This window comes from Asanoa sp. WMMD1127 (assembly GCF_029626225.1).
In the GTDB taxonomy this organism is placed as follows: Bacteria; Actinomycetota; Actinomycetes; order Mycobacteriales; family Micromonosporaceae; genus Asanoa.
This window is the reverse complement of record NZ_JARUBP010000001.1, coordinates 5898990-5921247: the sequence shown is the minus strand read 5'-3', so window position 1 is coordinate 5921247 and position 22258 is coordinate 5898990. Positions and strand designations below refer to the sequence as shown.

At 74.3% G+C, this 22258-nt stretch carries 14 protein-coding genes; 5 read left to right on the top strand and 9 right to left on the bottom strand.

What is annotated here, in order from left to right:
• Nucleotide 1 precedes the first annotated feature (1 nt).
• Both O7635_RS28200 and O7635_RS28195 read right to left on the bottom strand, forming a co-directional pair.
• The gene (locus O7635_RS28200) at nt 2–565 is read right to left on the bottom strand and encodes a hypothetical protein (RefSeq protein WP_278083510.1); all 564 of its coding nucleotides are present in this window, start codon (nt 563–565) and stop codon (nt 2–4) included.
• Nucleotides 562–4797, bottom strand: coding sequence for an FtsK/SpoIIIE domain-containing protein (locus O7635_RS28195; RefSeq protein ID WP_278083509.1), 4236 nt, complete (start codon nt 4795–4797; stop codon nt 562–564). Before O7635_RS28195 ends, O7635_RS28200 begins: the two co-directional genes overlap by 4 nt.
• A 105-nt stretch (nt 4798–4902) precedes the next feature.
• Between O7635_RS28195 and O7635_RS28190 the strand changes: the two genes are divergently transcribed.
• Together O7635_RS28190 and O7635_RS28185 are read left to right on the top strand one after the other, a co-directional pair.
• Nucleotides 4903–5574, top strand: a complete 672-nt coding sequence (locus tag O7635_RS28190; protein WP_278083508.1) for a sigma-70 family RNA polymerase sigma factor — start codon at nt 4903–4905, stop codon at nt 5572–5574.
• On the top strand, nt 5571–6491 hold the full coding sequence (locus O7635_RS28185; protein ID WP_278083507.1) for an anti-sigma factor: 921 nt from the start codon (nt 5571–5573) through the stop codon (nt 6489–6491). The genes O7635_RS28190 and O7635_RS28185 overlap by 4 nt, the downstream gene beginning before the upstream one ends.
• Nucleotides 6492–6540: 49 nt before the next feature.
• On the opposite strand, the gene O7635_RS28180 is transcribed toward O7635_RS28185, so the two are convergent.
• The 3 genes from O7635_RS28180 to O7635_RS28170 all read right to left on the bottom strand — a co-directional run bounded on the left by O7635_RS28180 (nt 6541) and on the right by O7635_RS28170 (nt 11849).
• Nucleotides 6541–6939 (bottom strand): DUF630 domain-containing protein, encoded by a 399-nt coding sequence (locus O7635_RS28180; protein WP_278083506.1) that lies wholly within the window; start codon nt 6937–6939, stop codon nt 6541–6543.
• Between the two features lie 66 nt (nt 6940–7005).
• Entirely contained in the window at nt 7006–7506 is a 501-nt protein-coding gene (locus O7635_RS28175; RefSeq protein WP_278083505.1) for a hypothetical protein, read from the bottom strand.
• Nucleotides 7507–7595: 89 nt separating this feature from the next.
• A complete protein-coding gene (locus O7635_RS28170; RefSeq protein ID WP_278083504.1) occupies nt 7596–11849 on the bottom strand; it encodes a hypothetical protein in 4254 nt (1417 codons plus the stop codon).
• Nucleotides 11850–11997: 148 nt separating this feature from the next.
• Here O7635_RS28170 and O7635_RS28165 point away from each other — a divergent pair, with 148 nt between their 5' ends.
• Nucleotides 11998–12864, top strand: coding sequence for a hypothetical protein (locus tag O7635_RS28165; RefSeq protein ID WP_278083503.1), 867 nt, complete (start codon nt 11998–12000; stop codon nt 12862–12864).
• 3 nt (nt 12865–12867) lie between these two features.
• Here the strand turns inward: O7635_RS28165 and O7635_RS28160 are convergent, their stop codons facing one another.
• Complete coding sequence (locus O7635_RS28160; RefSeq protein WP_278083502.1) at nt 12868–13824, bottom strand: RNA polymerase subunit sigma-70; 957 nt, start codon at nt 13822–13824, stop codon at nt 12868–12870.
• 41 nt (nt 13825–13865) lie between these two features.
• Here O7635_RS28160 and O7635_RS28155 point away from each other — a divergent pair, with 41 nt between their 5' ends.
• The gene (locus O7635_RS28155) at nt 13866–14441 is read left to right on the top strand and encodes a dihydrofolate reductase family protein (protein ID WP_278083501.1); all 576 of its coding nucleotides are present in this window, start codon (nt 13866–13868) and stop codon (nt 14439–14441) included.
• Between the two features lie 95 nt (nt 14442–14536).
• Nucleotides 14537–16495 (top strand): glycoside hydrolase, encoded by a 1959-nt coding sequence (locus tag O7635_RS28150; protein WP_278083500.1) that lies wholly within the window; start codon nt 14537–14539, stop codon nt 16493–16495.
• Between the two features lie 5 nt (nt 16496–16500).
• Here the strand turns inward: O7635_RS28150 and O7635_RS28145 are convergent, their stop codons facing one another.
• The 3 genes from O7635_RS28145 to O7635_RS28135 are packed head-to-tail and all read right to left on the bottom strand — an operon-like array spanning nt 16501 to nt 22255.
• Nucleotides 16501–17553 (bottom strand): glycoside hydrolase family 172 protein, encoded by a 1053-nt coding sequence (locus O7635_RS28145; protein ID WP_278083499.1) that lies wholly within the window; start codon nt 17551–17553, stop codon nt 16501–16503.
• Nucleotides 17553–20192, bottom strand: coding sequence for a sugar-binding domain-containing protein (locus O7635_RS28140; RefSeq protein WP_278085587.1), 2640 nt, complete (start codon nt 20190–20192; stop codon nt 17553–17555). Before O7635_RS28140 ends, O7635_RS28145 begins: the two co-directional genes overlap by 1 nt.
• Complete coding sequence (locus O7635_RS28135) at nt 20189–22255, bottom strand: hypothetical protein (RefSeq protein WP_278083498.1); 2067 nt, start codon at nt 22253–22255, stop codon at nt 20189–20191. The genes O7635_RS28140 and O7635_RS28135 overlap by 4 nt, the downstream gene beginning before the upstream one ends.
• Nucleotides 22256–22258: the final 3 nt, after the last annotated feature.

Genomic DNA, 22258 nt, shown 5'->3' with positions numbered 1-22258 from the left:
CTCACCGGGAGTTCGTCGTCGTCGGCGCCAGCGGTTCGCGGGCTGGACCGATCCGTTCGACGGCCCATCCCGCAGCGGCGTCCCATTCTCCGTCACCGATGCCTGACCTGTCATCGTCGGCCGCCGGGCCGGGTCCGTCCAGCATGCACAGGGCCGCGGCCAACGCCAGCGCGTGTTCCGCGTCGACCAGCGCGGCCCGCAGCGGTTCGTCGACCGCCACGCCGTCGGTGTGGAGGCCGAGTCGCTCGGCCTCCACCACCCGGGCCACGGCGAGGCCCGCCCGGGCGAGCAGCGTGGCGGTGGACCCCGCCGCGACCTCGGCGCCGAGCGACGGTCCACCGACGACGGTGACGGGGCACCACCTGGACAGGCCGAGCCGTCGCCGGGCCCGCGCCACCGTCCGGCCCGCGGCCGCGGCCGGCCGACCACCCGCGTCCGACGTCCACAGGCCCGACGGCGTGGCCACCTCCGCCAGCGCGGCCAGCCGGAGCGGGTCGGTCCGGACGGCGGCGATCACGGCGCCGGTCGCGGTGAGGCAGACACCGACGGCGTACGCGGGCTTCATCGCGCACCTCCGGCGAAGACGCCGACCGGCAGCGTCAGCGGTGCCGGCGGCAGTGGCAACATTGCGACCTGGACCTGGGCGAGCCCGCCGGCCTCGACGAGATAGCCCCGGCCGGGCAGCGGCCGCGGCGGCGCCTCGCGGGGCAGGCGGATCCGCAGCACCTCGCCGTCGTCGGCGGCCGGCCGCAGCAGCAGACCGGTCCGCGACATGGTGACCGCGCGTTGCCACGGCTGCATGCCGCGGAACGTGTCGGCCCGGCCGGCGACGACCAGGTGCACGCCTGGCGACAGACCCGGCAGCAGCCGGTCCAGCGCCGTCCCGGCATCGGGGCCCAGCGACTCCATGCCGTCGACCAGCAGGAGTCCGCGCCCGGCGGCGGTCCACGGCGGCAGGTCGCCCACGGCGCGGGCGCAGGTCACCGCGGCGCCGGCCCAGACGTCCGGGTCGGCGGTCACCACCGCCACCGTGGCCGCCGGATCGCCGGCGCGCGCGGCCGCGGCGAGCAGGCGCAGGGCGCTGGTGCGGCCGCTGCCCGCCGGGCCGGCGACCACCGCGTGCATGCCGGGTCCCAGGTCCATGGTGGCCACGGCCAGATCCCGGTAGTGGCGACCGACACCGAGCCGCCAGGTCTGACCGACCACGGTGGACGCGGGCAGGACCTCACCGGCCGGCACCAGCTCCGGCAGCACCGTCACGCCGCCGGTCGGCGCCGCACCGGGATAGGCGGCCGCGATCCGGGCCACCGCGTCCGGGCCGTACCGGCCGATCTGCAGCTCGTGCCGGGTCTGGAGGTCGATCGCGCGCAGCCCGGCCAGCTCCGGCACGTCGCGGGCGCGCAGCCCCAGGGCCGTGTAGGACGCGGCGTCCGCCAGCCGCAGGCACAGCTTCGTGGCCAGCTGGGTGAGCACCCGCCCCGGCACGCCACGCTCATGCGCGGCCGAGACCAGCAACCGGACACCGACCGGCGCCCCGTCGCGCAGGAACCGCTCCAACCGCGCGCCCGCCTCGACGATGCCGGCCTGCTCGGCCCCCTCGACCAAGGCGTCCCAGCCGACCACCACGACCAGGACGTCCGCGCCGCGCGGCCCGCCGGCCCGGCGCGCCGCGATCTCCCGCTCCACCCTGTCCAGGACGCGCCCCAGTTGCTCCCGCTCGTCGACGCCCACCACGGCGACCACGTGCGGCAGGTCGGCCAGCGGCCGCAGGCCCGCGTCGATGCCGGCCAGCACGAAGACCTGCTGCCGATCGGGCGGCCGGCACCGGGCGAGCCCGAGCACCGCGGTGGTCAGCGCAGCGCCCACCGCCGCGGGGTCGGCGGCCAACACCAGCGTTCCGCCGGCGTCCGGCGACCAGCGCCAGACGTCGGAGCGCTGTTCGTCCGGGAGGTCGACAGTGCCGATCGGGACGGCGTCGTCGGCGCCGCCCGCCGGCAAGGTCCAGGCGTCCACTTCGGTCGCCAGCGGTGGCGGCCACGGCACCCGTGGCGGCTGGTAGCCGCCCAGTTGGGCCGCCTCCGCGATGGCGGCCGAGAGCCGCTCCAGGTCGGTGGGGACGCCCGGGACGTCGGCCGGGGCCGGCTCCAGCTCGGACACCAGTGCGAACGGCGTCACCTCGATCCGGTCCCGCTGGCCCTGCGGGGTGCTCGCGGAGACCAGGGCCGTCTGGACACCGACGACCTCGCTCGCGCCGAGCCGCACGTACGCCCGGCCGGGCCGGCGCCGGTCGATGTCGGCGGCCTGCTTCGTGCCGAGCACGTCACGGGAGTCCGCCTCGTCCTGCACCCGCAGCGCGACCCGCAGGTTGGTGTTCGCCCGGATCTTGCCGTCCACCACGCCCTGCGGGCGCTGGGTGGCCAGCAGCAGGTGGATGCCGAGGCTGCGGCCCCGTTGCGCCACGTCGACCAGCGCCGAGAGGAAACCGGGCAGCTCGACGGCGAGCGTCGCGAACTCGTCGATGACGATGAGCAGCCGCGGCAACGGCCGGTCCGGCGCCACCAGGTCGCCGAGGTCGCTCACGCCGGCCTCGCGCAGGCGCCGCTCCCGGTGCCGCACCTCGGCCCGCAGGCAGCGCAGGGCCCGGGCGGCCAGGTGCTCGTCGAGGTCGGTGACGAGCCCGACCGTGTGCGGCAGGCCGGCGCAGGCGTCGAAGGCGCCGCCGCCCTTGAAGTCGACGAGCAGGAAGGTCAGGTCATCCGGCGAGTACGCGCAGGCCAGCGACGCCACCACGGTGCGCAGCAGCTCGCTCTTGCCGGCGCCGGTCGTGCCCACCACCAGGCCGTGCGGGCCGTCGGCGAGCAGGTCGAGGGTGAACGGCCCCCGCTCGGTCACGCCGATCGTCGCCTCGAGGCCGCGGGAGTCACGGCGCCACCAGGCTTCGATCACCGTGCTGTCGAGGTCGTCGACCGGGCGGGCCAGGCCCTGCGGGCTGGCGACGACGGCCTTGAGCAGCTCGACGAGCCGGGCCCGGGTCGGCAGGAGCGCGGCCGCCGCGGCCTGCTCGGGGTCGGTCCACCGGGCGAGCGCGCGGGCGGTGCGGCGGCAGACGGCGCCGGCGGCCCGGGCGGCGAGCAGTCCGGTCGTACGCTCGCCGGTGATCGCGTCCGTCAGCTCCGCCGTGCCGTCCGGGCCCAGCTCGAGGAAGGCACCACAGACGGACGGCAGACGGTCCCTTGTGGACGCCACGACGAGCGCCCGGCCGGACCCGCGGGCCAGCCGGCCCAGCAGCGCCGCCACCCGGCCGGTGAGCAGGTCGTCGCCGTCCACCACGACCACCGTGGTTCCGGTGGGCCGCGCGGGGGCGGCCGCGCCGCGGGCCGGCGGCGCCGTGTCCGCGACCACGCGGGTCAACAGGTGCTCGGCGGCCGCGGGCTCGGTCGCGACCCGCAGCGTGCCGTCGTCGCCGGCCAGGTGGGGCAGCCACTTGAGCCAGTCCCACTCACCGAGGTGGGCCGGCTCGACGACCAACGCCAGCGCGAGGTCGGCCGGTCCGTGCCGGATGACCAGGTCGAGCACGACGGTGGCGACGACGCGCCGCGCGTCCGGGCCCACCGCACCGAGGCCGGTGCGCTCCCGCAGGTCGACGTGGAGCGGCACGTCGTCCAGCCAGGCCCGCCCGGCCAGCGCCTCGGCGAGCTCCGGACGCCCGGCCAGCTCGTCGCCGCCCCGCCGGCCCAGCTCGGGCAGCCAGCCCCTGGCGCCGACGCCGACCGGCACGCGCAGCTCGTCCGGGTCGCCGGGGCGCACCTCCCACAGGCCGCGGCCGTCGACGGCCCGGCGGCCCAGGTCGGCGAGGTCGGGGTGGGCCAGCCGGGCGGCGGCGGCGATCCGGGCGCGGATGGCGTCGAGGTCGGCCGCGAAGCGCTCCGCGGCCGCCGCCGTCTCCACCGCGATCCGGACCTTGTCCTTCTTGGCCCGGTGCCTGGACTCCACCCAGCGGGCCAGCGCCATCATCGGCGTCATCGCGACCATGACGAGGAAGAACGGGCTGAACACGAAGGCCATCACGATGCCGATCGGCAGCGGGGCGATGAGCAGGAGCCACGACAACGGCGCGGGTACGGCGGCCGGCGCCGGCGGCGGTGGGACCGGCACGTGGGCCGGCGGGGTCGCACCGGCCACCCGGGGCGTGCGGATGAGCTGCTCGCGGCCGGCCTCGTCGGGCGCCGCGTCCAGGGTGGCGGCGCGGCGCCCGGTGGCCGGGGCCAGGCGGAAGGCGGCATCGGCGACGCGCAGGAAGGTGCCGTCGACCGGGTCGTCGCCGGTGACCTCGCGGCCGTCCACGCGTCCGGTTCCCGCGATCCGGACGGCGCCGTCCGGGTCGATCTCCAGGGTCGCGATCGGCCGGGCGACCGGGCCGTGCGTCAGCCCGCTCGTCCGGGTCCGGCCGACCGCGAACGTGCCGCTGGTCAGCGGCAGGGCCAGGCCGGTGTCGGGGCCGGCGACCCGGACCAGGTCGACCACCGGGCGGTCGGCGCTCGTCGGGCGCTCGATCAGTAGGTGTGTGGACCGCACCGTGAGCACCGAACCGGCCCACCACGGCAGGTCGACCAGGCGGTCGGTGGAGTCCACCGGTGTGCCGTCGAGGTCGACCTCGTCCGAGGGTGTCGGCCTGCTGCCGGTGAGCTGCGCCAGGAGCTCGGCGACGGTCGCGTCGGCGGCGACCGCGCCCAGCGTCACGTCGATCATCTGCCCGCCGTTCCCGCGCCGGTCGCAGACGCTGAGGCGTACTCTCATCCGATCCTCCCGAAGCCCGCTCCTGCAGGGGTTTCGCCGCGGCGACCGTGAGCGGTTCCACATCGGCGGATCCACAAGTTCTGATCCACCACGTAGGGTGGGCCGGTGGCCGAAAGCATGACGTCGCCGGCGCCACCGTCCACGGGGGCCGGTCGCGACGAGCTGCCGCAAACCGTGCTGGTGCGCTTCCGCGACGGTGACGCCGACGCGCTGGGTGAGGTCTACGACCGTTACGCCAGGTCGGTCTGGGCGTTGGCGATGACCGTCACCCACGCGGACCACCTCGCGCAGGAGGCGGTGCAGGAGACGTTCATCCGGGCGTGGAAGTCGGCGGCGACCTACGATCCGGGGCGCGACCTGGGTCCGTGGCTGCTCACCATCGCCCGCTACACCACCCTCGACCTGCTGCGGCGTGAGCTGCGCCCGACCCGCGGCGGGCACGAGGCCGAGCAGGACGCGGTGGTCGAGGCGCCGGAGATCGACCACGCGTGGTTGGCCTGGGCGGTGCAGGGCGCCCTGCGCCAGCTGGCCGACCACGAGCGTGAGATCGTGCGCCTGTCCTTCTTCGACGACCTGACCCACACCCAGATAGCCGAGCGGATGGACCTGCCCATCGGTACGGTCAAGTCGCGCTCGCACCGGGCGCATCGCAGGCTGGCCGAGCTGCTGGCGCACCTACGCGACGTGCCCGATTTCGACGACAGCGGGAACCAGCCGGGCGGGACGGGGCGAATGCCAATCGGAGGATCGCGCAGAGAGGGGAGGGATGACAGGTGAGCACCGAGCGTGACGACCGGTTCGCCGACCTGTTGACCGCGCACCTCGACGAGCGCGCGGAGCGATCGTTGGCGCCCGCCGCCGGCGGTGACGCCGACGCCGGCCGGGAGGCGCTGTTCGGCGCGGTGACCGACCAGCTCTCCGCCGAAGCGACGTGGGGCGGCCCGCCACCGGGCCTGCGCGACATGATCCTGGCCCGGATCCGGACCGAGACCCGCGATGCGACAGACGAGGCCGTCTCCCCGTCACCGATCGCGACCGAGCGGGAGGCCGCGGCGCCTGCGAAGCCGGAGGCGGCCGAGCCGATGGAGCCGGTTGAGCTGGCCGAGCCAGAGGTGGCCGAGCCGGCGGAGCCGGAGGCGGTTGACCCCCTTCCGGAGCCGGAAGCCGCGCCGGAGCCGGTCGACCGGCCCGTTCACCGGCCGGAGCGGGACCGGCCCGCGGCGGCGTGGTGGCGACCGGGTAGCTGGCGACCGCGGGCCCGGCGGCTCACCTGGGCCATCCCCGTCGGAGCGCTCGCCGCCGCCGTGTTCACGGCCGGTGTGCTGGCGGTCGACCGGGCGCTCGCGCCGGACCCGCCGCGGGGCGAGGTCTATGCGGCCACCGGCACCGGGCTGGCGCCCGGCGCGACGGCCGAGGTGTCCGTCGTGGACACGCCGTCGGGCAGTTCCATCGTGCTCGAGCCGGCGGGACTGCCGGCCGCGGCGCCGGGCTCGTACTATGCCGCCTGGTTGAAAGGTCCTAAGGGGACCGTGCCGATCGGGTCGTTCCACGAGCGGCGCACCGGTGTGCCGATCGAGCTGTGGAGTGGCGTCGACGTCGACGACTACACCACCCTCAGCGTGACGTTGCAGGCCGAGGGCGACCCGCCGACACCGTCGGGCCTGGTCGTCATGACGGCGTCCCTGACCCGCTGACGACAGCGAGCGGCCCCGCACCCGGATTTCGGTGCGGGGCCTCTGTTCCTCAGCGGTTGGCCCACTCCGGCGGTGTGGCCGGCGGCTCGGGCGGCCGGGGCGGCTCTCCCGGATCCGCGGCGCCGGCGTCCGCGTCGTCCTGCCACTGGCGCAGCTCGGTGCGATATTCCGCGTGCGCGGTGGCGTAGTCCCGCTCGGCCCCGAGCGCCTGGCGACAGGCCTCGGCGCGTTCGCGGCAGGTGGCGGCCAGCTGGGTCAGCTCGGTGGTGACCTGGTCCAGGACGGCGGCGCCGGCGTCCAGCTCGTCGGTCACGACCGCGGTGACCTGGCCGCCGACCATGACGCCGGCGCCCATCGCCGCCCGGGCGGACTCCATGAGGGTGCCGGTCGTCTGCGCCGCACTGTCCAGGGCGGCGGCCGCGGCCTCGTAGTCCTCGGCGAATGGCATCGCCCGTCCTCCTCCATGCGCCGGCCGGGGCGGTCGAACCGCCCCGGCCATCGACCGTCGTACCCGTCAGGCCCGGGTGATGCCGGTGTTCATCACTTCGTCGAGCTGCAGCGCCTGGGCGTCCATCGCCTGGCTCAGCGAGCCCGCCGACTCGCCCGCGGCGGCCGTCACGGCTTGGAACTGCGTGGCGACGTCGGTCAGCTCGCCGCCGAGCCGGCCCAGGTCGGCCCGGAAGGTCTCGAAGATCTCCTGCACCCGGGCCGTCGTCTCGCTGACCCGCGCGTCGAGCTCCACGCCGACCTCTTCGGCCTGGGCGCGGTTGGCGCCGGTCCAGGAGATGCCACCGAAGCCGGCGGTCACGGAGCGGGACTCCTGGCTGACCGCCTGCAGCGCCGACTCGACCGCCGTCTGCGCGCTACTGATCTGCTCCTGCAGGCCGGCGACGGCGGCGTCCGTGGTCGACACGACGTTGCCGCCGCAGGCGACGAGGTTCTCGCCGAGAACCCGGTACTGGCTGGCCTGCTCCTGGATCTGGGCGACGTCCCCACCGAGCATTCCGACGTTCATGACTGCTCCTCCCGATCTGTTGCCCGGACGACCCGTGTGTCGCCGCGGTCATCTGCATTCGTTGCGGTGCAACGGTTTGGTTCCCTCGTTCACCATTCCGACCAGGCGTCGTCACCGCCGAGGTCGTAGCTGTCGAAGCTGTCGAACTCGCCACCGAAGTCCGGCGCCGTGTAGTCCAGCGAGAAACCGTCCGGAACGGACAGGTCGGTGAAGGACGGCTCCGCGTCGAAGGACGGCGGCGCGCTGTCGTCCCACGCCGAGCCGAACGCCGAGCCCATCAGCGGCGCCGTGCCCGGATCGTCGGCCATGGGCACATCGAACTGGCTCCAGAACTCGTCGTCGAGCGGAGGCGGGAAACCGGGTAGGCCGGCGAACCCCGGGTCGAACGGCGCCCCGAACCCGTCGCGCACGTCGAACGCGAGCTGGCTGCCGGGCGGCAGCTGCTGGGCGAGCAGCACGTCGTCCTCGGAGACCTCGGCCAGCTCGGCGATCCGTTGCACGGCCAGGTCGCCGTAGATCGGATACTTGACGCCGAGCATCACCGCCGGCCCGACGTAGCGGGCGTCCGAGAAGTCGCCCGACTCCAGCCAGCGGGTCTCGCCGTTGGTCGCCCGGAAGCCGAGCGTCGTGTCGGTCGGCGCGAAGTTCCCGCCGGCGATGTAGTCCGTGGTGGCGGTCGGCAGCTCCAGATCCAGCATCGGGCCGAGGTTGAGCTCGCCGGCGCCCTGGATGAGCCCGCCGCTGGTGCCGAACTGCGCGCCGACGCTGGCCGTCGCGCCGACGGTCACGCCGTCGACCGGCGAGGACCCGTTGTCGACCAGGGCGTAGCCGAGCTTGGCACCGACGTACGCGCTCTCGGACGCTTCGAACGCCCCGCGCGCCGAGGCGCCCCAGCCGAGGAACGGCAGGATGAACTCCTTGGTACGCGGCCCGCCGTCCAGCACGTGGTTCGGCACGAAGGCGAGGTTGTCGGCGGCGGCCCACACGTACGGCGGCTCGCCGGTCGGCGGGTCCGCGAACATCAGTTCCAGCGGGTCCAGGGGCGCCCGCTCCGGCACGCGCTCGTAGAAGTTGGGGTCGAGGCCGAACGGCAGCCCGTCACCCAGGTCGATGCGGCCGATCTCGTCGTCGTCGCCTCCGCCGACGAGGAGGTCATCGCCCGAGCCGCCGGACAGCGTGGTGCCGAACAGGTCCAGTTGGGACACCGGGATCCGCTCGTCGTCGTCCGGGAAGAACAGCTGAAGGTTCGGGAACCCCGGGATGTCCAATGAGCCGCCGGGAATGGACTCCCGCTCCGGCACCGTCAACAGGCCACGGTCGAGCAGGTCGAGTCCGTTCGGACCGCCGTAGACCTGGCCGTCCGGAGTGACCACCTCGGCGCCCCGCGGCACGAAGAACATGCCCTCCTGCGGACTGATGACCGTCCCGTCGGGGAACCGGATGTGCACCTGCCCGTCGCCCCCACCGCCCGGCGCCTGAGCCAGCAGCAGATCGCCCGATGCCCCGCCGTCGAGCGTGTCGGCGCCGCTGCCGCCGACCAGCAGGTCGGCCGACTCGGACGAGAGCAGCGTGCTCGACCCGAGAGTCACCACGGTGTCGCCGTCGACCGGCTCAGGCGCCGAACCCACCGGGACCGGTGCGAACGGGTCCGTGGGCCGGGCCGCGGACGCCGGCCGGAGTGACGCGATCGCCGTGTTGAGGCGTTGCAGCACCACCGGCGCCGCGAGGCGCGGGTCGGCGCCGCGGAACACCGCCTCCAGGACGATGCCCACCTCCGCGACCCGCTTCGCCACCTCGGCCTGGTCGACGGTGCCGGCCCGCGGCAGACCGTTCGCCAGTTGCGCCGCCTGCGCCAGCGCCTGGCCGGCCGCGAACGGGCTGCCCGCGTTGGTGGCGGCGACCGCCCGGGCGAGGTTCGCGGCGATCCCGCTCCCGGTCGCCAGCGAGGCCAGCGTGGCCCGGTCGCCCGCCGTGAAGTCGAACGCCGTACCCGACACCAGCACACCGTTCGGGTTGCCGAGCGCCGCCGCTCCGGCCGACACCACCGACAGGCCGCTGGCGAACGCGTTGAGCGCGTCGCCCCGTTCGAGCGCCGCCACGAACCCGGCGGCCGGGGTGACCAACCGGGACACGTCGCGTACGGAGGTGCCCAGCCGCGCCAGGTCCCGGGCGAAGCTCTCGTCGATCGCGTCGATGCTCTCCAGCAGCTTGCCGCCGTTGCCGAGCGCGCTGGCGGCCGCGCCCAGGCCGGCGCCGATCACACCGGCCAGCGAGTCGGCCCGGGTCGCCTGGAACACCGATGCGCCGATGTCGAACGCGCGCTTGGCGTTGCGCAGCACCTCGAGCGCCGCACCGTTGCCGAAGAGGTCGCCGAGCACTGTGCTCTGGCCAGTGATCAGGGCGGCGCCGGCCGCCGTGCCCAGGATGTCGGCGCCGCCCGTGACCGCCGCCAGGCCGGCGCCGATCGCGCCCAACCAGTTGCCGTCGATGGCATGTGAGACCGCTTCGACGGCGTTGACCGCCAACGATGCCAGGCCGACCACCTGCAGACCCGGCACGACGAGGCTGGCCACGCCGAGCGCGATCTTGCCCACCTGGAAGATGGCCTTGAACGGGTTGTCGTCCCAGGCGGCCGCGATCGCCTTGCCGATCCCTTTGACCGTGTCGACGATCCGCCCGAGCAGGCCCTTCTTCTTCTGCTTCTTCCGCGCGATGTCCGTCAACACGCCCAGCTCGTCGAACGTGAACCCGAAGGTGTACTTGCCGAGCTTCTGCTTGCGACTGCCCGGTATCCCGAACTGCCGCGCCAGGATGAGGAACTCGGGACTGCCCTCGACCGCCGCGCGTGTGCGCAGCCGCAGGCGGGAGCGGCCCAGCACGCCGAGCGCGTTGGCGCCGACCACGGCGGTCAGCTCGCGCTCGGTGAGCGCCGGCGCGCCGGCCACGGCCAGCGTGCGGAACGCCGCGACGACCTCGACGATCCGCGCCCGCAGCTCCGGACCGCTGGTCGCGCCGCGCAGGTGGCTCAGCGCCGCCACGAACTGCGCCTGGATCGCCGGAGACTCCACCAGGGACCGCGGGATCTGGCTCGCCACGAGCCCGAAGAGCACCTGTTGTGCCGGCTCGGTCAGCGGGGCGGCGGTCGCCGCGGTCAGGTCCACGTCGACCGTCGCCAGCGCCCGGTCGACCAGCCCGGCCAGGCCGCTGAGATAGGACGAGTCGATCACGCCCGAGGTGAGCCCGTGTTGGAGCGTCAGCGCGATGCCGGGCGCGTTGAAGAACGCGAGCGGCTCGGAGTCGCCCTCGAACCCGACGGGCAGCAGCGCGCTCTGCAGCATCCGGTTGGCGCGCAGGAACGCGACCGCCGCGGCGAACCGCGCGTCGGGCGTGGCGACCGCCGCGCCCGGATCCGTCCAACCCACCCGGGCACCGAACGCCAGCGTCTGCGCGAGCTGGGTCGGGTCCGGCGCCGCGGCGGTCCGGCCGGCCAGCAGCGACGGGAGATACGCCTCGATCGCCGCGAACTCCTGCCGGGCCGCCGCGATCATGGCTTCCACCTGGGCCGGGTCGCTGTTGGCCGTCGCGAAGTCATGCGTGGCCAGCACGTCGCCGAGGGTGGGCGGGGCGGCTGCCCGCGACAGCCGCTGGTCCAGCTCGAACGTGCCGGCCACCCAGTCCAGCAGCCGGTCCGGGTCGGTGAGCACGTCGGCGACGGTCCCGCCACCGGACCAGAAGTCCTGCCAGAACACCTCGGTCGTACGCGTCTCCACCACCTTCCGGCGGAACAGCCCGAGGAACCCGCCACCACGCTCCACGACCTGTGGCACCGCCGACGCCGGCGGCCCAGCGTGCTCGATGCCGAGCGCCACGGCGAGCAGGCGCAGGTCGGGCGCGAGCTCGACGGGCACGGACGGGCGCTGCCCAGCCAGCAGGGCGGGCAGCAGCGCCGGTGTGAGGCGGTCCAGCGCGGCGTCGAGGCGCGCGTCGCGTCCGCGCGGCGGCAGTCCGATGAGGACGGAGCGGAGGTCGCGCGGGCCGGCGAAGCCGAGCAGCGCGGCCAGCGCGCTGCCGAGCTCGGCCTGCCCGGTGCCCATGGTCTCCGCGGTGCGCCGTGGGTCGATCGCGAAACGCTCGGCGAGCTCGGCCTTCTCGACGAGCCCGGCGCCGAGGGTGGTGAAGCCGTCCTGCACCAGGGCCAGCTGCAGCGGGGCCTGGCTGGTGAGGTCGGCCAGCTCCAGCGCCCCGACCGTCTGCCGCCGCGCGGCCTCCGCCCTGGCCGCCGACTCGCGGAGCTGCTGGCCCAGGTTCCGCGCGCCCTGCGTGTCGATACCGACGTACGCCATCGTCCGGCTCCTTCCCCCGCGCGCCCCCGGCTGAGGTCACGACAGCTGGGGTTCGCCGCGTGGGGCCCGAGCGGTTCCCGGGAACCGCCGGGCCGGTCCGCGACGAAAGCCCGACGTCGATCCGCGACGCGAGCCCCGGGAGGCCACCATGTCCACTCAGGTCAAAGATCCGGTGTACGACCCCGCGCAGGCCCAGGCCGACGCCGCCGCCCGCTGGGCCGGCACTCCGCTGGCCACCGCGCACTGGCTCGAAGGGCGCAGCGGCTTCCCCGCCGGCGGGATCGTCACCGCCGGCCCGCCGGCCGAGCCGCACCGGACGGTCGTCGCACGGGCTCGGGGATTCAGCCTGACCCGCGGTCACCTGGCCGAGGTGGTGGCGTTCACGGAGTTCATGGCCGGCGAGGCGATCACGGCGGAGGAACGCGCGGAGCTCGAGGAGGCCGTGGTGGACGCATTCGAGGACAGCCCCAAGCGGGCGCTGCAGTCGCTGCGGCCACTGTCGGGCGGCGTCAAGCGGGTCGCCGGCCTCGACCCGGTCAGTCGCGCCCAGCGGCGGCTGCAGGCGCTGACGACGACGTACCTTCTGGAAGTGCGTCGGGAGGCCGACCACCTCGGGCTGAGCCCGGTGATGGCCGCGGTGTGCCGGCACAACCCGGTCGTGCGGCACTGGGCCACGACCGGCGTCGTCCTGGTCGCCGACGCCCTCGCCGCCCGCATGGAGCAGCACCGGCTGGTGCTGAGCCTGACGGGCCGCGAGATCGAGGCGCCCGACGCGCTGGCGGACCGCCTGCTGGCCCGCGTCGACGAGGCCGGCCGGTTGGAGATCGCGGAGCTGGCCGGGTCGGAGGTCCGCCTGCTGCTGATCCGGGCCTGGCTGCGGGACCTGGGCAACACGGCGCTGGCCCGGCTCCGCGACGACGTCACCCGGGCGGTCGGGTCGGCGCTCGACGTCGACATCGTCGTGCAGCACGTCGGCCACCTGGCGGCCCTCGACAGCGCCGGCCGCGCGGCGTGACGGTCAGCGCGCCGGCGGCAGGCCGAAGCGGCCCAGGAGGTGGCTCTCGAAGCGGGTCAGCGCGCTGATCCGGTCGCCGGACAGCGTCAGCACGTAGAGCCCGACACCGCCGCCACCGCGCAGGTAGGCGCCGAAGGCCGGCTGGCCGTTGGCCCGGGTCGGCACGAGGTCGAACCGGCGGCCGGCGGCGAAGATCGCCGTGCAGAAGCGGGCGACGGCGGCGCGGCCCACGTACTCGAACGGGATCGGCGGCATCGACATGAAGACGTCGTCGGTCAGCAGGTTGACCAGGGCGGCGACGTCGGCCGACTGCCACGCGTCGACGAACCGGGCCACGACCGCCCGCTCGGCAGCCGAGTCGGCCGGCGGCGCGGCGGCCCGGTCACGCCGCGCCACACCGGCGCGGGCGCGCTTGAGCGTGCTCTTCACCGCGTCGACGGTGGTGTCGAGCATCGCCGCCACCTCGACTGCCGGGAAGTCCAACACGTCGCGCAGCAACAGCACCGCGACCTGGCGCGGCGGCAGCGACTGCAGCACGGTCACGAACGCCAGCGAGACGGACTCCCGCCGCTCCCACCGGGCCTCCGGGTCGAGCAGCGGGTCGGGGATCGGCTCGAGCCAGGGGACCTCGCCGAGGCGGGTCGGCTCGGGCGGGTCGACCTGGGGCACGTCCCACGCCTTGGCCGGTCGCCGGGCGGTGGCGCGGAGCGCGTTGAGGCAGCGGTTGGTCGCGATCCGGTAGAGCCAGGTGCGGACGGACGCGCGACCCGCGTAGCCGTCGAGCCCCTGCCAGGCGGCCAGCAGCGTCTCCTGCAGCACGTCCTCGGCGTCCTGTATCGAACCGAGCATCCGGTAGCAGTGCACCAGGAGCTCACGGTGGTGCGGCGCGGTCAGCTCGCGGAACGCCCCATCGTCCCCGGCCCGCGCCCGCGCGACCACGTCCTCCGTCACACCGTCCATCCTGCCGCCCCCTTCGCCGGTCGTGTGGTGTCTACCTGGGCATGGGACGCATCATCATCAGCGAGAACAGCACCATTGACGGCGTCGGGCAGGACCCGACCGGCGACGAAGGGTTCGACCGCGGCGGCTGGTTCCAGCGCGTCGCTGAGGCCGATCGGGCGGCCTGGGCCGCGGCGGAGGCGGCGGAGGCCGAGTCGGCGGCGGCGTTGCTGCTGGGCCGGCGCAGCTATGACTGGTTCGCCGGCCGTTGGTCGGTCCGCACCGGGGCCTGGGCCGACCGCCTGCGCGCCCTCCCGAAGCACGTCGTCACCAGCCGCCCGCTGGACGCGACCTGGGCCAACTCCACCGTGCTCGACGGCGACCCGATCGACGCGATCACCACGCTGAAGACCACTGTGGATGGTGACATCGTCGTCTACGCGAACCACGGGCTGATTCCGGCGCTGTTCGACCACGGCCTCGTCGACGAGGTGCGGCTGATGGTGTTCCCGTTCGTCCTCGGGGACGGCCCGCGACTCTTCGGCCACACCGGACTGGCCGCCGGCCCCCTGCGCCTCGTCGGGACCCGCGCCGTCGGCGACGGGATCGCCCGGCTCACGTACCGGTGCGTACGCTGATGTCTGATTTCCGGAAATGTTGGACAAGCTGGGACTCTTGCCGCCGCGCTCCACCGCTTCTAGCTTGATTTGCGGATATCGATGGAGGTGGCGCGGTGCGACGACGGCGCGGCGGGTGGACGATCGGGTTGGCCGTCGTGGTCGGCGCCGCCGGCACCTTGTTGGCGCCCACCGGCGGCGCCGCCCATCCACCGGCCCGGCCGACGGCCGTCGTCGACTGGCACGACGAGCGGCAGACGATCGACGGGTTCGGCGGGTCCTTCGCGTTCCACAAGGCCGGCGGGATCCAGCGCCTCGGCGAGCCGCTCACCTCGCAGCTGCTCGACATGGTCTTCGACGACCGCACGGGCATCGGGCTCGACATCGTGCGGGTCATGGTCGGTGACGGCGGCGTCGGTGTCTGGGGCGACCAGCTCTACGACGGCCCGACCGAGACGATCCAACCGCAGCCGGGCGTCTTCGTCTGGGACCAGCCGGACTGGCCGGCGAAGAAGGCGTCGTTCGACTCCCACCAGATCTGGCTCATGCGCGAGGCCCGCGAGCGCGGCGTCACCACGTTCATGGCGAGCGTCTGGAGCCCGCCGGCGTGGATGAAGCAGAACAACAGCGTCGTGTCGTCCGGCCCGGACGGCCCACCCAACAAGATCCGGCCGGACATGTTCCAGGCGTTCGCCGACTACCTGGCGGAATATGTGCTCGGCTACGAGCGCGAGTTCGGCATCCGCATCACGCACGTCTCGCCGACCAACGAGCCCGAGGTGACCACCGGCTACTCGAGCAGCCAGTGGACGGCCGAGGAACTGCGGACGCTCGTGCGCGACCACCTCGGTCCGACGTTCGAGCGCCGGGGCGTACGGGCGAAGATCGTGCTCGGCGAGGGTGTCGCGTTCGACGAGCGGTTCGCGCTGCCCGCCATCACGGACCCGGCGGCCGACCGTTACGTCGACGTGGTGGCCGCGCACGGCTACGCCGGCCTGGTGGACGAGGCGACCCGCGCCGCGCCCGACGCCTTCGCCAACGCACGGGCGCGGGGAAAGACGATCTGGCAGACGGAATACATGAACCAGGGCGCGCCCCGGGACCGGCTCTTCGTCAACAACACGATCAGCGACGGCCTTCGCTACGCCAAGCTGATCGCCAACCTGTTCGACGAGACGCGGCTCAACGCGTACTTCTGGTGGTGGCCCGTCGCCAACAACGGCGCCGACGGCTCCGACCTGATCCGGCTCGTCAACACCGGCACGCCGCAGAGCGGCAACCCCACGGAGAACGGCCAGTACCGCATCTTCAAGCGCTACTACACGATCGGCCAGTACAGCCGGTTCGTCGACCAGGGCAGCGTCATGGTCGGCGCGACGAAGCACCCGGCGCCAGGGTTGACGCTGACGGCCTACAAGCGCGGCCGCGACTTCGCGATCGTGGTGGTCAACGACAACCCGGCCGACGTGACGATCGACGTCGACCTGGGCCGCCACGAGGCGGTCGTGCCCTACCGCACCTCGGCCAGCGAGAACATGCGGAAGCTGCCGGCCGTCCACACACGCGGCCGGTCGTTCACCACGACGCTGCGGGGCCAGAGCGTGACCACGTTCGTGCCGGCCCGGGCGGCGCAGCCCGCGTTCCCGGACCGCAAGGACGTCTTCTCGACCTACCTGGCCGAGGAGAACGACGGCCACTCCCCCGGCCTGCGGGTCCGCCGCACCGACGAACGAGGACCGATCATCACCGGCGTACGCGACGGCAGCTTCATCCGGTGGGCCAATGTGAACTTCGCCGACGGCTCGGCGGCCGGCTTCGCGGACCAGAAGGGCGAGCTGCGCCTGCACGCCACGGTCGCACCACGGGCCGGCGGCGTCATCGAGGCCCGCGTCGACGGCCCCCGCGGAAAGGTGGTCGGGCAGGTGACGGTCCCGCCCGGCGACGGGTGGGTGACGGCGACGACCTGGATCGACACCAGCCCCGGGGCCGCCAACGGATTCCACGACCTCTACCTGGTCTTCCGCGGCGGCCGGGGTCAACTGTTCGATGTGGACACGGTAGCGTTCAGCGACTGAGCCGCTCAGACCACCTCGAGCTGGTCCACGTCGAACGCGCCGACCGGCCCGTGGTCCGGCGCGGCCGCATACCACCAGGCCGTCGAGGCGATGTCGTCCCGCAGCGGCAGGTAGCGGCCGCCCGACCGCCAGCCCAGCGCCTGCACGGTGACCCGCAGGTCGGACACGAATCGGATCGGGTCGGGCAGGTGCCAGCGGTACATGCCGAACCGCTGCTGGCTGCGGTAGAGGCCGTCGGGTCGGAGCACCTGCGGCAGGCCGAGATAAGGAGTGGTGAAGGGCGTGTAGCCCTGCCCTGGGACGTCGAAGTTCCACGCGCCGCCGAAGTAGTCCTCCGTGCCCGTGCCGCAAATGGTCGGCAGCGCGTCGTCACCGTCCAGATAGAACTTCACCTCGCCCTCGCCCCACCAGCCCGAGCTGTTGACGCCCCAGGCGAGATAGGTGCCGACATAGTGGCCGGGCCCTGGCACACCGTCCAGGATCGTGTGCGGCTGTCGGTCCGGGAGCGGGTTGCTGCGCCGCCAGGCGGCGTGCAGATAGGCCGCGCCGTCCGGCACATCGGTGAGCTCGTAGTCGACCTGGTAGTACAGCACCGCCGGATCGGCTCCGAGGTTCTCGACCGTGAGCCGGGCGCCGCCCCGGAACGGCATCTCCCAGTACGCGTTGCACCCACCGTGCGGGTTGACCGCCACCGGCACGGAGCTCACCTGCGCGAATTCGCCCCAGCCGGAGCAGAAGAAGTCGCCGAGGGGCACCGCGACGGCCGGTTCGGCGGCGCCGTCCCAGTAGATGCGCAGGACCAGCGACCGCCAGTGCCGCTGGTGCGTGGTGCACCACAGGTGCCGGATGACGCCCGGCCCGCCGATCTCCCCGAGCACGTAGGTGGCACCCGCCGGGATCTCGACGCTGGGCGAGACCTTCCAGCCGGGGCCGAGGTCGCGCGCCGCCGCCGCGCCGGTCCCCGTGGTCGCGCCTCCGCCCGCGCCCGGCGCGCCGGTCGGGTTCTCCGGACTGATCGACCGGCTCCGCCCGGACGTCAGCAACGACGGTCCCAGCATCAGTGCCTACCCTGGCCCAGGGCCCGGACCCACTGTCCGAGCAGGTACGCGGCGCCCGTGTTGCGCCGCAACCCCAACGGCTGGTCGCCGCGCGAGCCGTCGAACCGCAACGAGGTGACGATCAGCCGGCCGGCGCCGTGCGGCACCTCGACCGCGTAGTCGTGCACGGCGCAGGTCCGGGTGTCGACCCGGCGCAGCAGCGGCCGGGCGCCGACCGGTGCGGCCGACACGTCGAGGGCGAGGTCCGGCGACATCCCGGCGAACTGGAGGTCGGTCCAGCCGTCGTGCGGGAAGTCGCCCCACGCCTCGTGCGGCTCGACCACCTTGACCGCCTCGCGCCAGAACGGCATCTCCACGACCGGCAACGGCGGCTGCGCGCACGCGGCGTCGACCAGCAGCACCGCCGTGCCGCCGGCCCGTACGTGCCGGCGGGCGGCCTCGGTCCAGGCGCTGGCCAGCAGCACCGCGTCGGTCGTGTCGGCCGGGACCGTCTCCGGGGCGAGCGCGGCGACACCGGTGAGGCGGCCGGCCGGGTCGACGACGGACACCGGCCCGGCACCGGACCAGCCGTCGTCGGGCAGGAACCAGAACGACCAGGTGTTGGCCGTACGCAGGCCGGCGCACGTGACCTCGACGCGGAGGACCGCCCGCCGCGGCCGGTCGACCGCCGGCGCGGTGAACGCCGCGATGCCCAGCCCCGAGATCGTCCCGGCCACGACGTCCGCCGCCAGCCGGCCGGACGCCACCTGACCCACGTCGGCGAGGTCGACCCGCCAGCGCACGTCGGCCCGCCCGCCGGCCATTCCGTGGTGGGCCAGCACGAGATGAGGCCGGACCGGGGCGCCCGCGACGTAGCACCAGGTGTCCCAGGGCGCGGGCCGATCGCCTCCGGCGGTCCACGCGCGCCGGCGGTCCCAGTCGAGGCTCACCACCAGATCGGCATTGAACCGCGCGAAGTCGTCCGGCGCCACCTTGAGCGCGCCGAAGTCGTCGAAGACGCCGGCCGTGCTGATCGGGGTGTCCCGCTCACCCGTGATGACGTAACCGCTGGTGTCGGCGCGGGCCCGGACGGCCTCCAGGGTCACCTTGCGGTGCAACACGGCCTGCCGCACCGAGATCCGTTCCAGCTCGGCGCCGCGGTCCCAGAAGCCGTTGCCCCGCAACGTCTCCTCGTGCCGCTGCACGTCGTACTGCCAGCGCGCGCCCTGCGGGTTGACCTCCGGGTCGGCGCTGGTCCACCAGGGCCGGTCGGCGCCGAACCGGCGCAGGTCACGGAACGTGTCGAGGTCGCAGAACTCGCCGAACAGCCACGGCCGAGGCGCCCGCCAGCGCGGCGCGAAGTGATCGAGGGTGGCCCGGAACCAGGCCGGCTCGCAGTAGAAGTGGTGGTCGTCGAAGTCGGCGAACTCGTCCAGCAGGCCGCCGTACGCTTCGCCGGAGCCGCTGTTGTCGCGGACCAGCGTGCCGGGCGCGAGCCGCTTCACCAGGTCGTAGAGCGGCCCGAGCACGTCCGCCCCGACGGCCGCGGACAGTTCGCAGCCGAGCGTGAGCAGCACCACCGACGGATGGTTGGCGGCAGCGCGGACCAGCCGCTCCGACTCGGCGAACAGCTGCTGCCGGAAGTGCGCGGTTGGATGCGGCAGCCACATCGGCAGCTCGACCCAGAGCAGCATGCCCAGCTCGTCGGCCAGGTCGAAGTAGTAGTCGGGCGGGAACCACAGGCACAGCTTGACGCCGTTGAAGCCGAGCCGGCGCAGCTCGAGCAGATCGGCCCGGACCCGCTCGGGGCCGGGATCCGGGTGCAGCCGGTCCGGGTACCAGCCCCACGACAGGATCATCCGCGGATAGACCGGGTCGCCGTTGAGTCGCAGCAGCGAACCGTCGGCGGCGAACGTACGCAGTCCGGTGTGGACGGTTCGCTCGTCGCCGTCCGAGGTGCGCAGCGTGACGGCGTACCTCGCCGGTTCGTGCGGCGACCAGGGACGCGGGTCGGGGATGGTGAGCACCACCGTGATACGGCCGTCGCCGCGCTGCCGCGCCTCGGCGACCGGCTTGCCGTCCGGATCGTGCACCTCGACGGTGAGCTCGCCGGGGGCCAGCAGCGTGGCGGCGACCGAGAGCCGGCCCTCGGCCCCGCCGGAGACGTCCACGTCGCCGAGGGCGCAGTCGCCGGTCACGAGCAACCACACTGGCTGCCAGACGCCGCCGTGCGAGTGACCCCAGACGTATGGCAGGAAGCCCGCCAGGGTCTCCCGCGCCGGGTAGCGGCCGGGCACCGGCGGCGCGTCCGGGCCGCCGGTCAGGCTGGCGGGCTTCTCGACGCGGATCAGCAGCGCGGCCGGCCGGCCCGGGGTCACAACGCCAGTGAGGTCCACCTCGAACGGGTCCCACATGCCGACGTGCCGCGCGACCTCGCGCCCGTCGACCAGCACCTCGCAGGCGTAGCTGACGGCGCCGAACCGCAGCCGGACCCGCCGGCCCACGGCGGACGCCGGCACGTCCAGGGTGGCGCGGTACTCGACCGGCCCCGGGTGGTCCAACGGGATCCCGACCTGCTCCCAGGAGCCCGGCACGGGCACCGGCCGCCACTCCGGCTCACCCGCCAGCCGGCATTCCCACCCCTCGACCAGGGTCGTCACAGTTCCCAACTGCCTTCCTCGCCCCAGGCGAGCACGGTGGACCGGCCCGCCACCGTCACGTCGCAGCCGTCGGTGGTGGGCCGCAGCGTCACCGGCACCGGCCGCCCGTGGTGGCTCAGCCGCGCCTCGTAACGGCCTCCCGGCGTGCGCAGCACGGCCGGCAGGTTCGGGCGCACCAGCAGCCGGTCACCGGCGAACCGGGCACCGACCAGGACGCCGAGCAGCAGGTGCACGCCGAAGGCGCCCCAGCCGTAGCCCTCGCCGCCGCACCGGCCGGACAGCGGCCAGTACTCGCAGGCGATGCCGGGCAGCGTCCGCTCGTCGTCGGTGGTGCGGGCGTCCCAGAATGTGTAGGCCCGGTCCACGATGTCGGCGGCCACGGCGGCCGCGGTCCCGTGCTCACCGGCCGCCCGGGCGGCGTCGACGACGGTCCAGACGAACATCGGCCAGACCAGGTCGGCCGGGTCGACGGCGCGGATCGCGGCCCGCAGGGCGTCCGCCTGGTCCGGGCCGGCCAGCCCGAGCGCCAGCGGCGACCACAGCATCACGTCGTCGACATCGGTCGGCGCGCCGGTCCGGGCGTCCACGTCGGCGTAGCGGTCGCCGGTGAACAGCTTCGCGGTGGCCGCGGCGTAGCGGTCCGCCACGGTGGCCCAGCCGGTGACGTCCCGGTCCCGGCCGAGGATCCCGGCGAAGCGGGACATGGTCCGGGCGGCGTGGGCGACGGAGGCGTGCAGGTCGACCGGGCGCAGGTGGCGGGTCGGGTGGCCGCCGCCGAGCGGCTGGTCGCCGAACCGCGGGGACAGGTCCTGGCCGGACTCCCAGCTGCAGGCGTGCCCGAGCCAACCCTCGCCGTCGGACCGGTGTGCGAGCCACCAGTCCAGATAGGACGCCAACGCCGGGTAGATCCGCTCCAGCCAGTCGCGGTCCGGGTTGGCGTCCCAGAGGTGGCCGAGGACCAGCCACGGATATCCCCACTGTGGACCCGTACCGCACGCGCTGCCGTCGGCGGCCACCATGTTGTAGCTGCCGTCCTCGCGCGAGCACGGGACGTTGGGCTCGGCCGCGTCCAGGAACGTCCCGAGCAGCAGGCGCTGGGCCAGCGCCGGGTCGGCGTAGCCGAGCAACAGGGCGTCGATGGCCGCCTCGCCGAGGACGACCCGCGGCGCCTGGATCTGCATGGCGTCCCAGGGCAGCGAGTAGACGCCGACGGGTGGTTTCACCATCATCCGCAGCGTTTCGAGGTCGTAGACCAGTCCGCGACGCCAGTGGGCCGGCCAGTCGCCCGCGAGAACGGGCGCGGTCGACCAGAACCGCCGGTCCTCCTCGACCAGCGCCGCGCGCACGGCCGAGTGCGTCCCACGGGCATCGGCCAGTCGCTCCCGCGCCTGGCTCGCGGTTCCGCCGCGAGCGAGCAGCACCACGAGGTCGTGGTCCCGGGCGCCCGCGAACTCCACCACCGCGGCCAGGTCGACGCGCTCGCCCCGCTCCCCCAGCGCCGTGACCGGACCGGCCGCGGCGGCGGGCAACCCGTCCGTCGTCCAGCCGTCGGCCGCGCCGGCGTCGGTGGTGACCGCGACGGCGCCGCCGGGCTCCGAGACCCAGAGCGCGAACGCCTCGCCGTCCTCGAAACCTTGCAGGACCACGGTGTCGCCGTCCTGCCGCCCCACGAGGCCCGACTCACCCCAGCCGAGGTCCGCGCCGATCTGCCGGGTGTAGTCGGCCCGCACGGTCAGGCGCGCGCCGACCCGGCCGCGCACCCGGGCCACCAGCACGTCGGGGCCGGCGAGGTGGAACTCGGCCGTGACCGGGCCGGCCCGGAACTCGACGCGGTCCTTGGAGTGGTAGGGCGCGCTCTCGGCGCCGGTCACCCCGTCGGCCACGATCCGCACGCCGGCCCGGTAGACCTCGCGGCGGCCGCCGTAGTTACGGGCGTACGCCGGAAAGTGCCAGCGGAAACCGACGTCGTGCGAGCGGACCACGCCGTGCGGGCTGAGTCGCCGCGTGTGCGCCGGGATGTCGAGGTAGCCGTGCGGGGTGTAGTCGTCGAGCGGGAAGACCACGGG

Excerpts from the sequence above, each read along its gene's own strand:
- O7635_RS28180 (WP_278083506.1), bottom strand. The coding sequence starts at position 6,939 with ATGCCATTCGCCGAGGACTACGAGGCCGCGGCCGCCGCCCTGGACAGT.
- O7635_RS28145 (WP_278083499.1), bottom strand. The coding sequence starts at position 17,553 with ATGCTGGGACCGTCGTTGCTGACGTCCGGGCGGAGCCGGTCGATCAGT.
- O7635_RS28165 (WP_278083503.1), top strand. The coding sequence starts at position 11,998 with ATGTCCACTCAGGTCAAAGATCCGGTGTACGACCCCGCGCAGGCCCAG.
- O7635_RS28155 (WP_278083501.1), top strand. The coding sequence starts at position 13,866 with ATGGGACGCATCATCATCAGCGAGAACAGCACCATTGACGGCGTCGGG.
- O7635_RS28200 (WP_278083510.1), bottom strand. The coding sequence starts at position 565 with ATGAAGCCCGCGTACGCCGTCGGTGTCTGCCTCACCGCGACCGGCGCC.
- O7635_RS28160 (WP_278083502.1), bottom strand. The coding sequence starts at position 13,824 with ATGGACGGTGTGACGGAGGACGTGGTCGCGCGGGCGCGGGCCGGGGAC.
- O7635_RS28175 (WP_278083505.1), bottom strand. The coding sequence starts at position 7,506 with ATGAACGTCGGAATGCTCGGTGGGGACGTCGCCCAGATCCAGGAGCAG.
- O7635_RS28195 (WP_278083509.1), bottom strand. The coding sequence starts at position 4,797 with ATGAGAGTACGCCTCAGCGTCTGCGACCGGCGCGGGAACGGCGGGCAG.
- O7635_RS28170 (WP_278083504.1), bottom strand. The coding sequence starts at position 11,849 with ATGGCGTACGTCGGTATCGACACGCAGGGCGCGCGGAACCTGGGCCAG.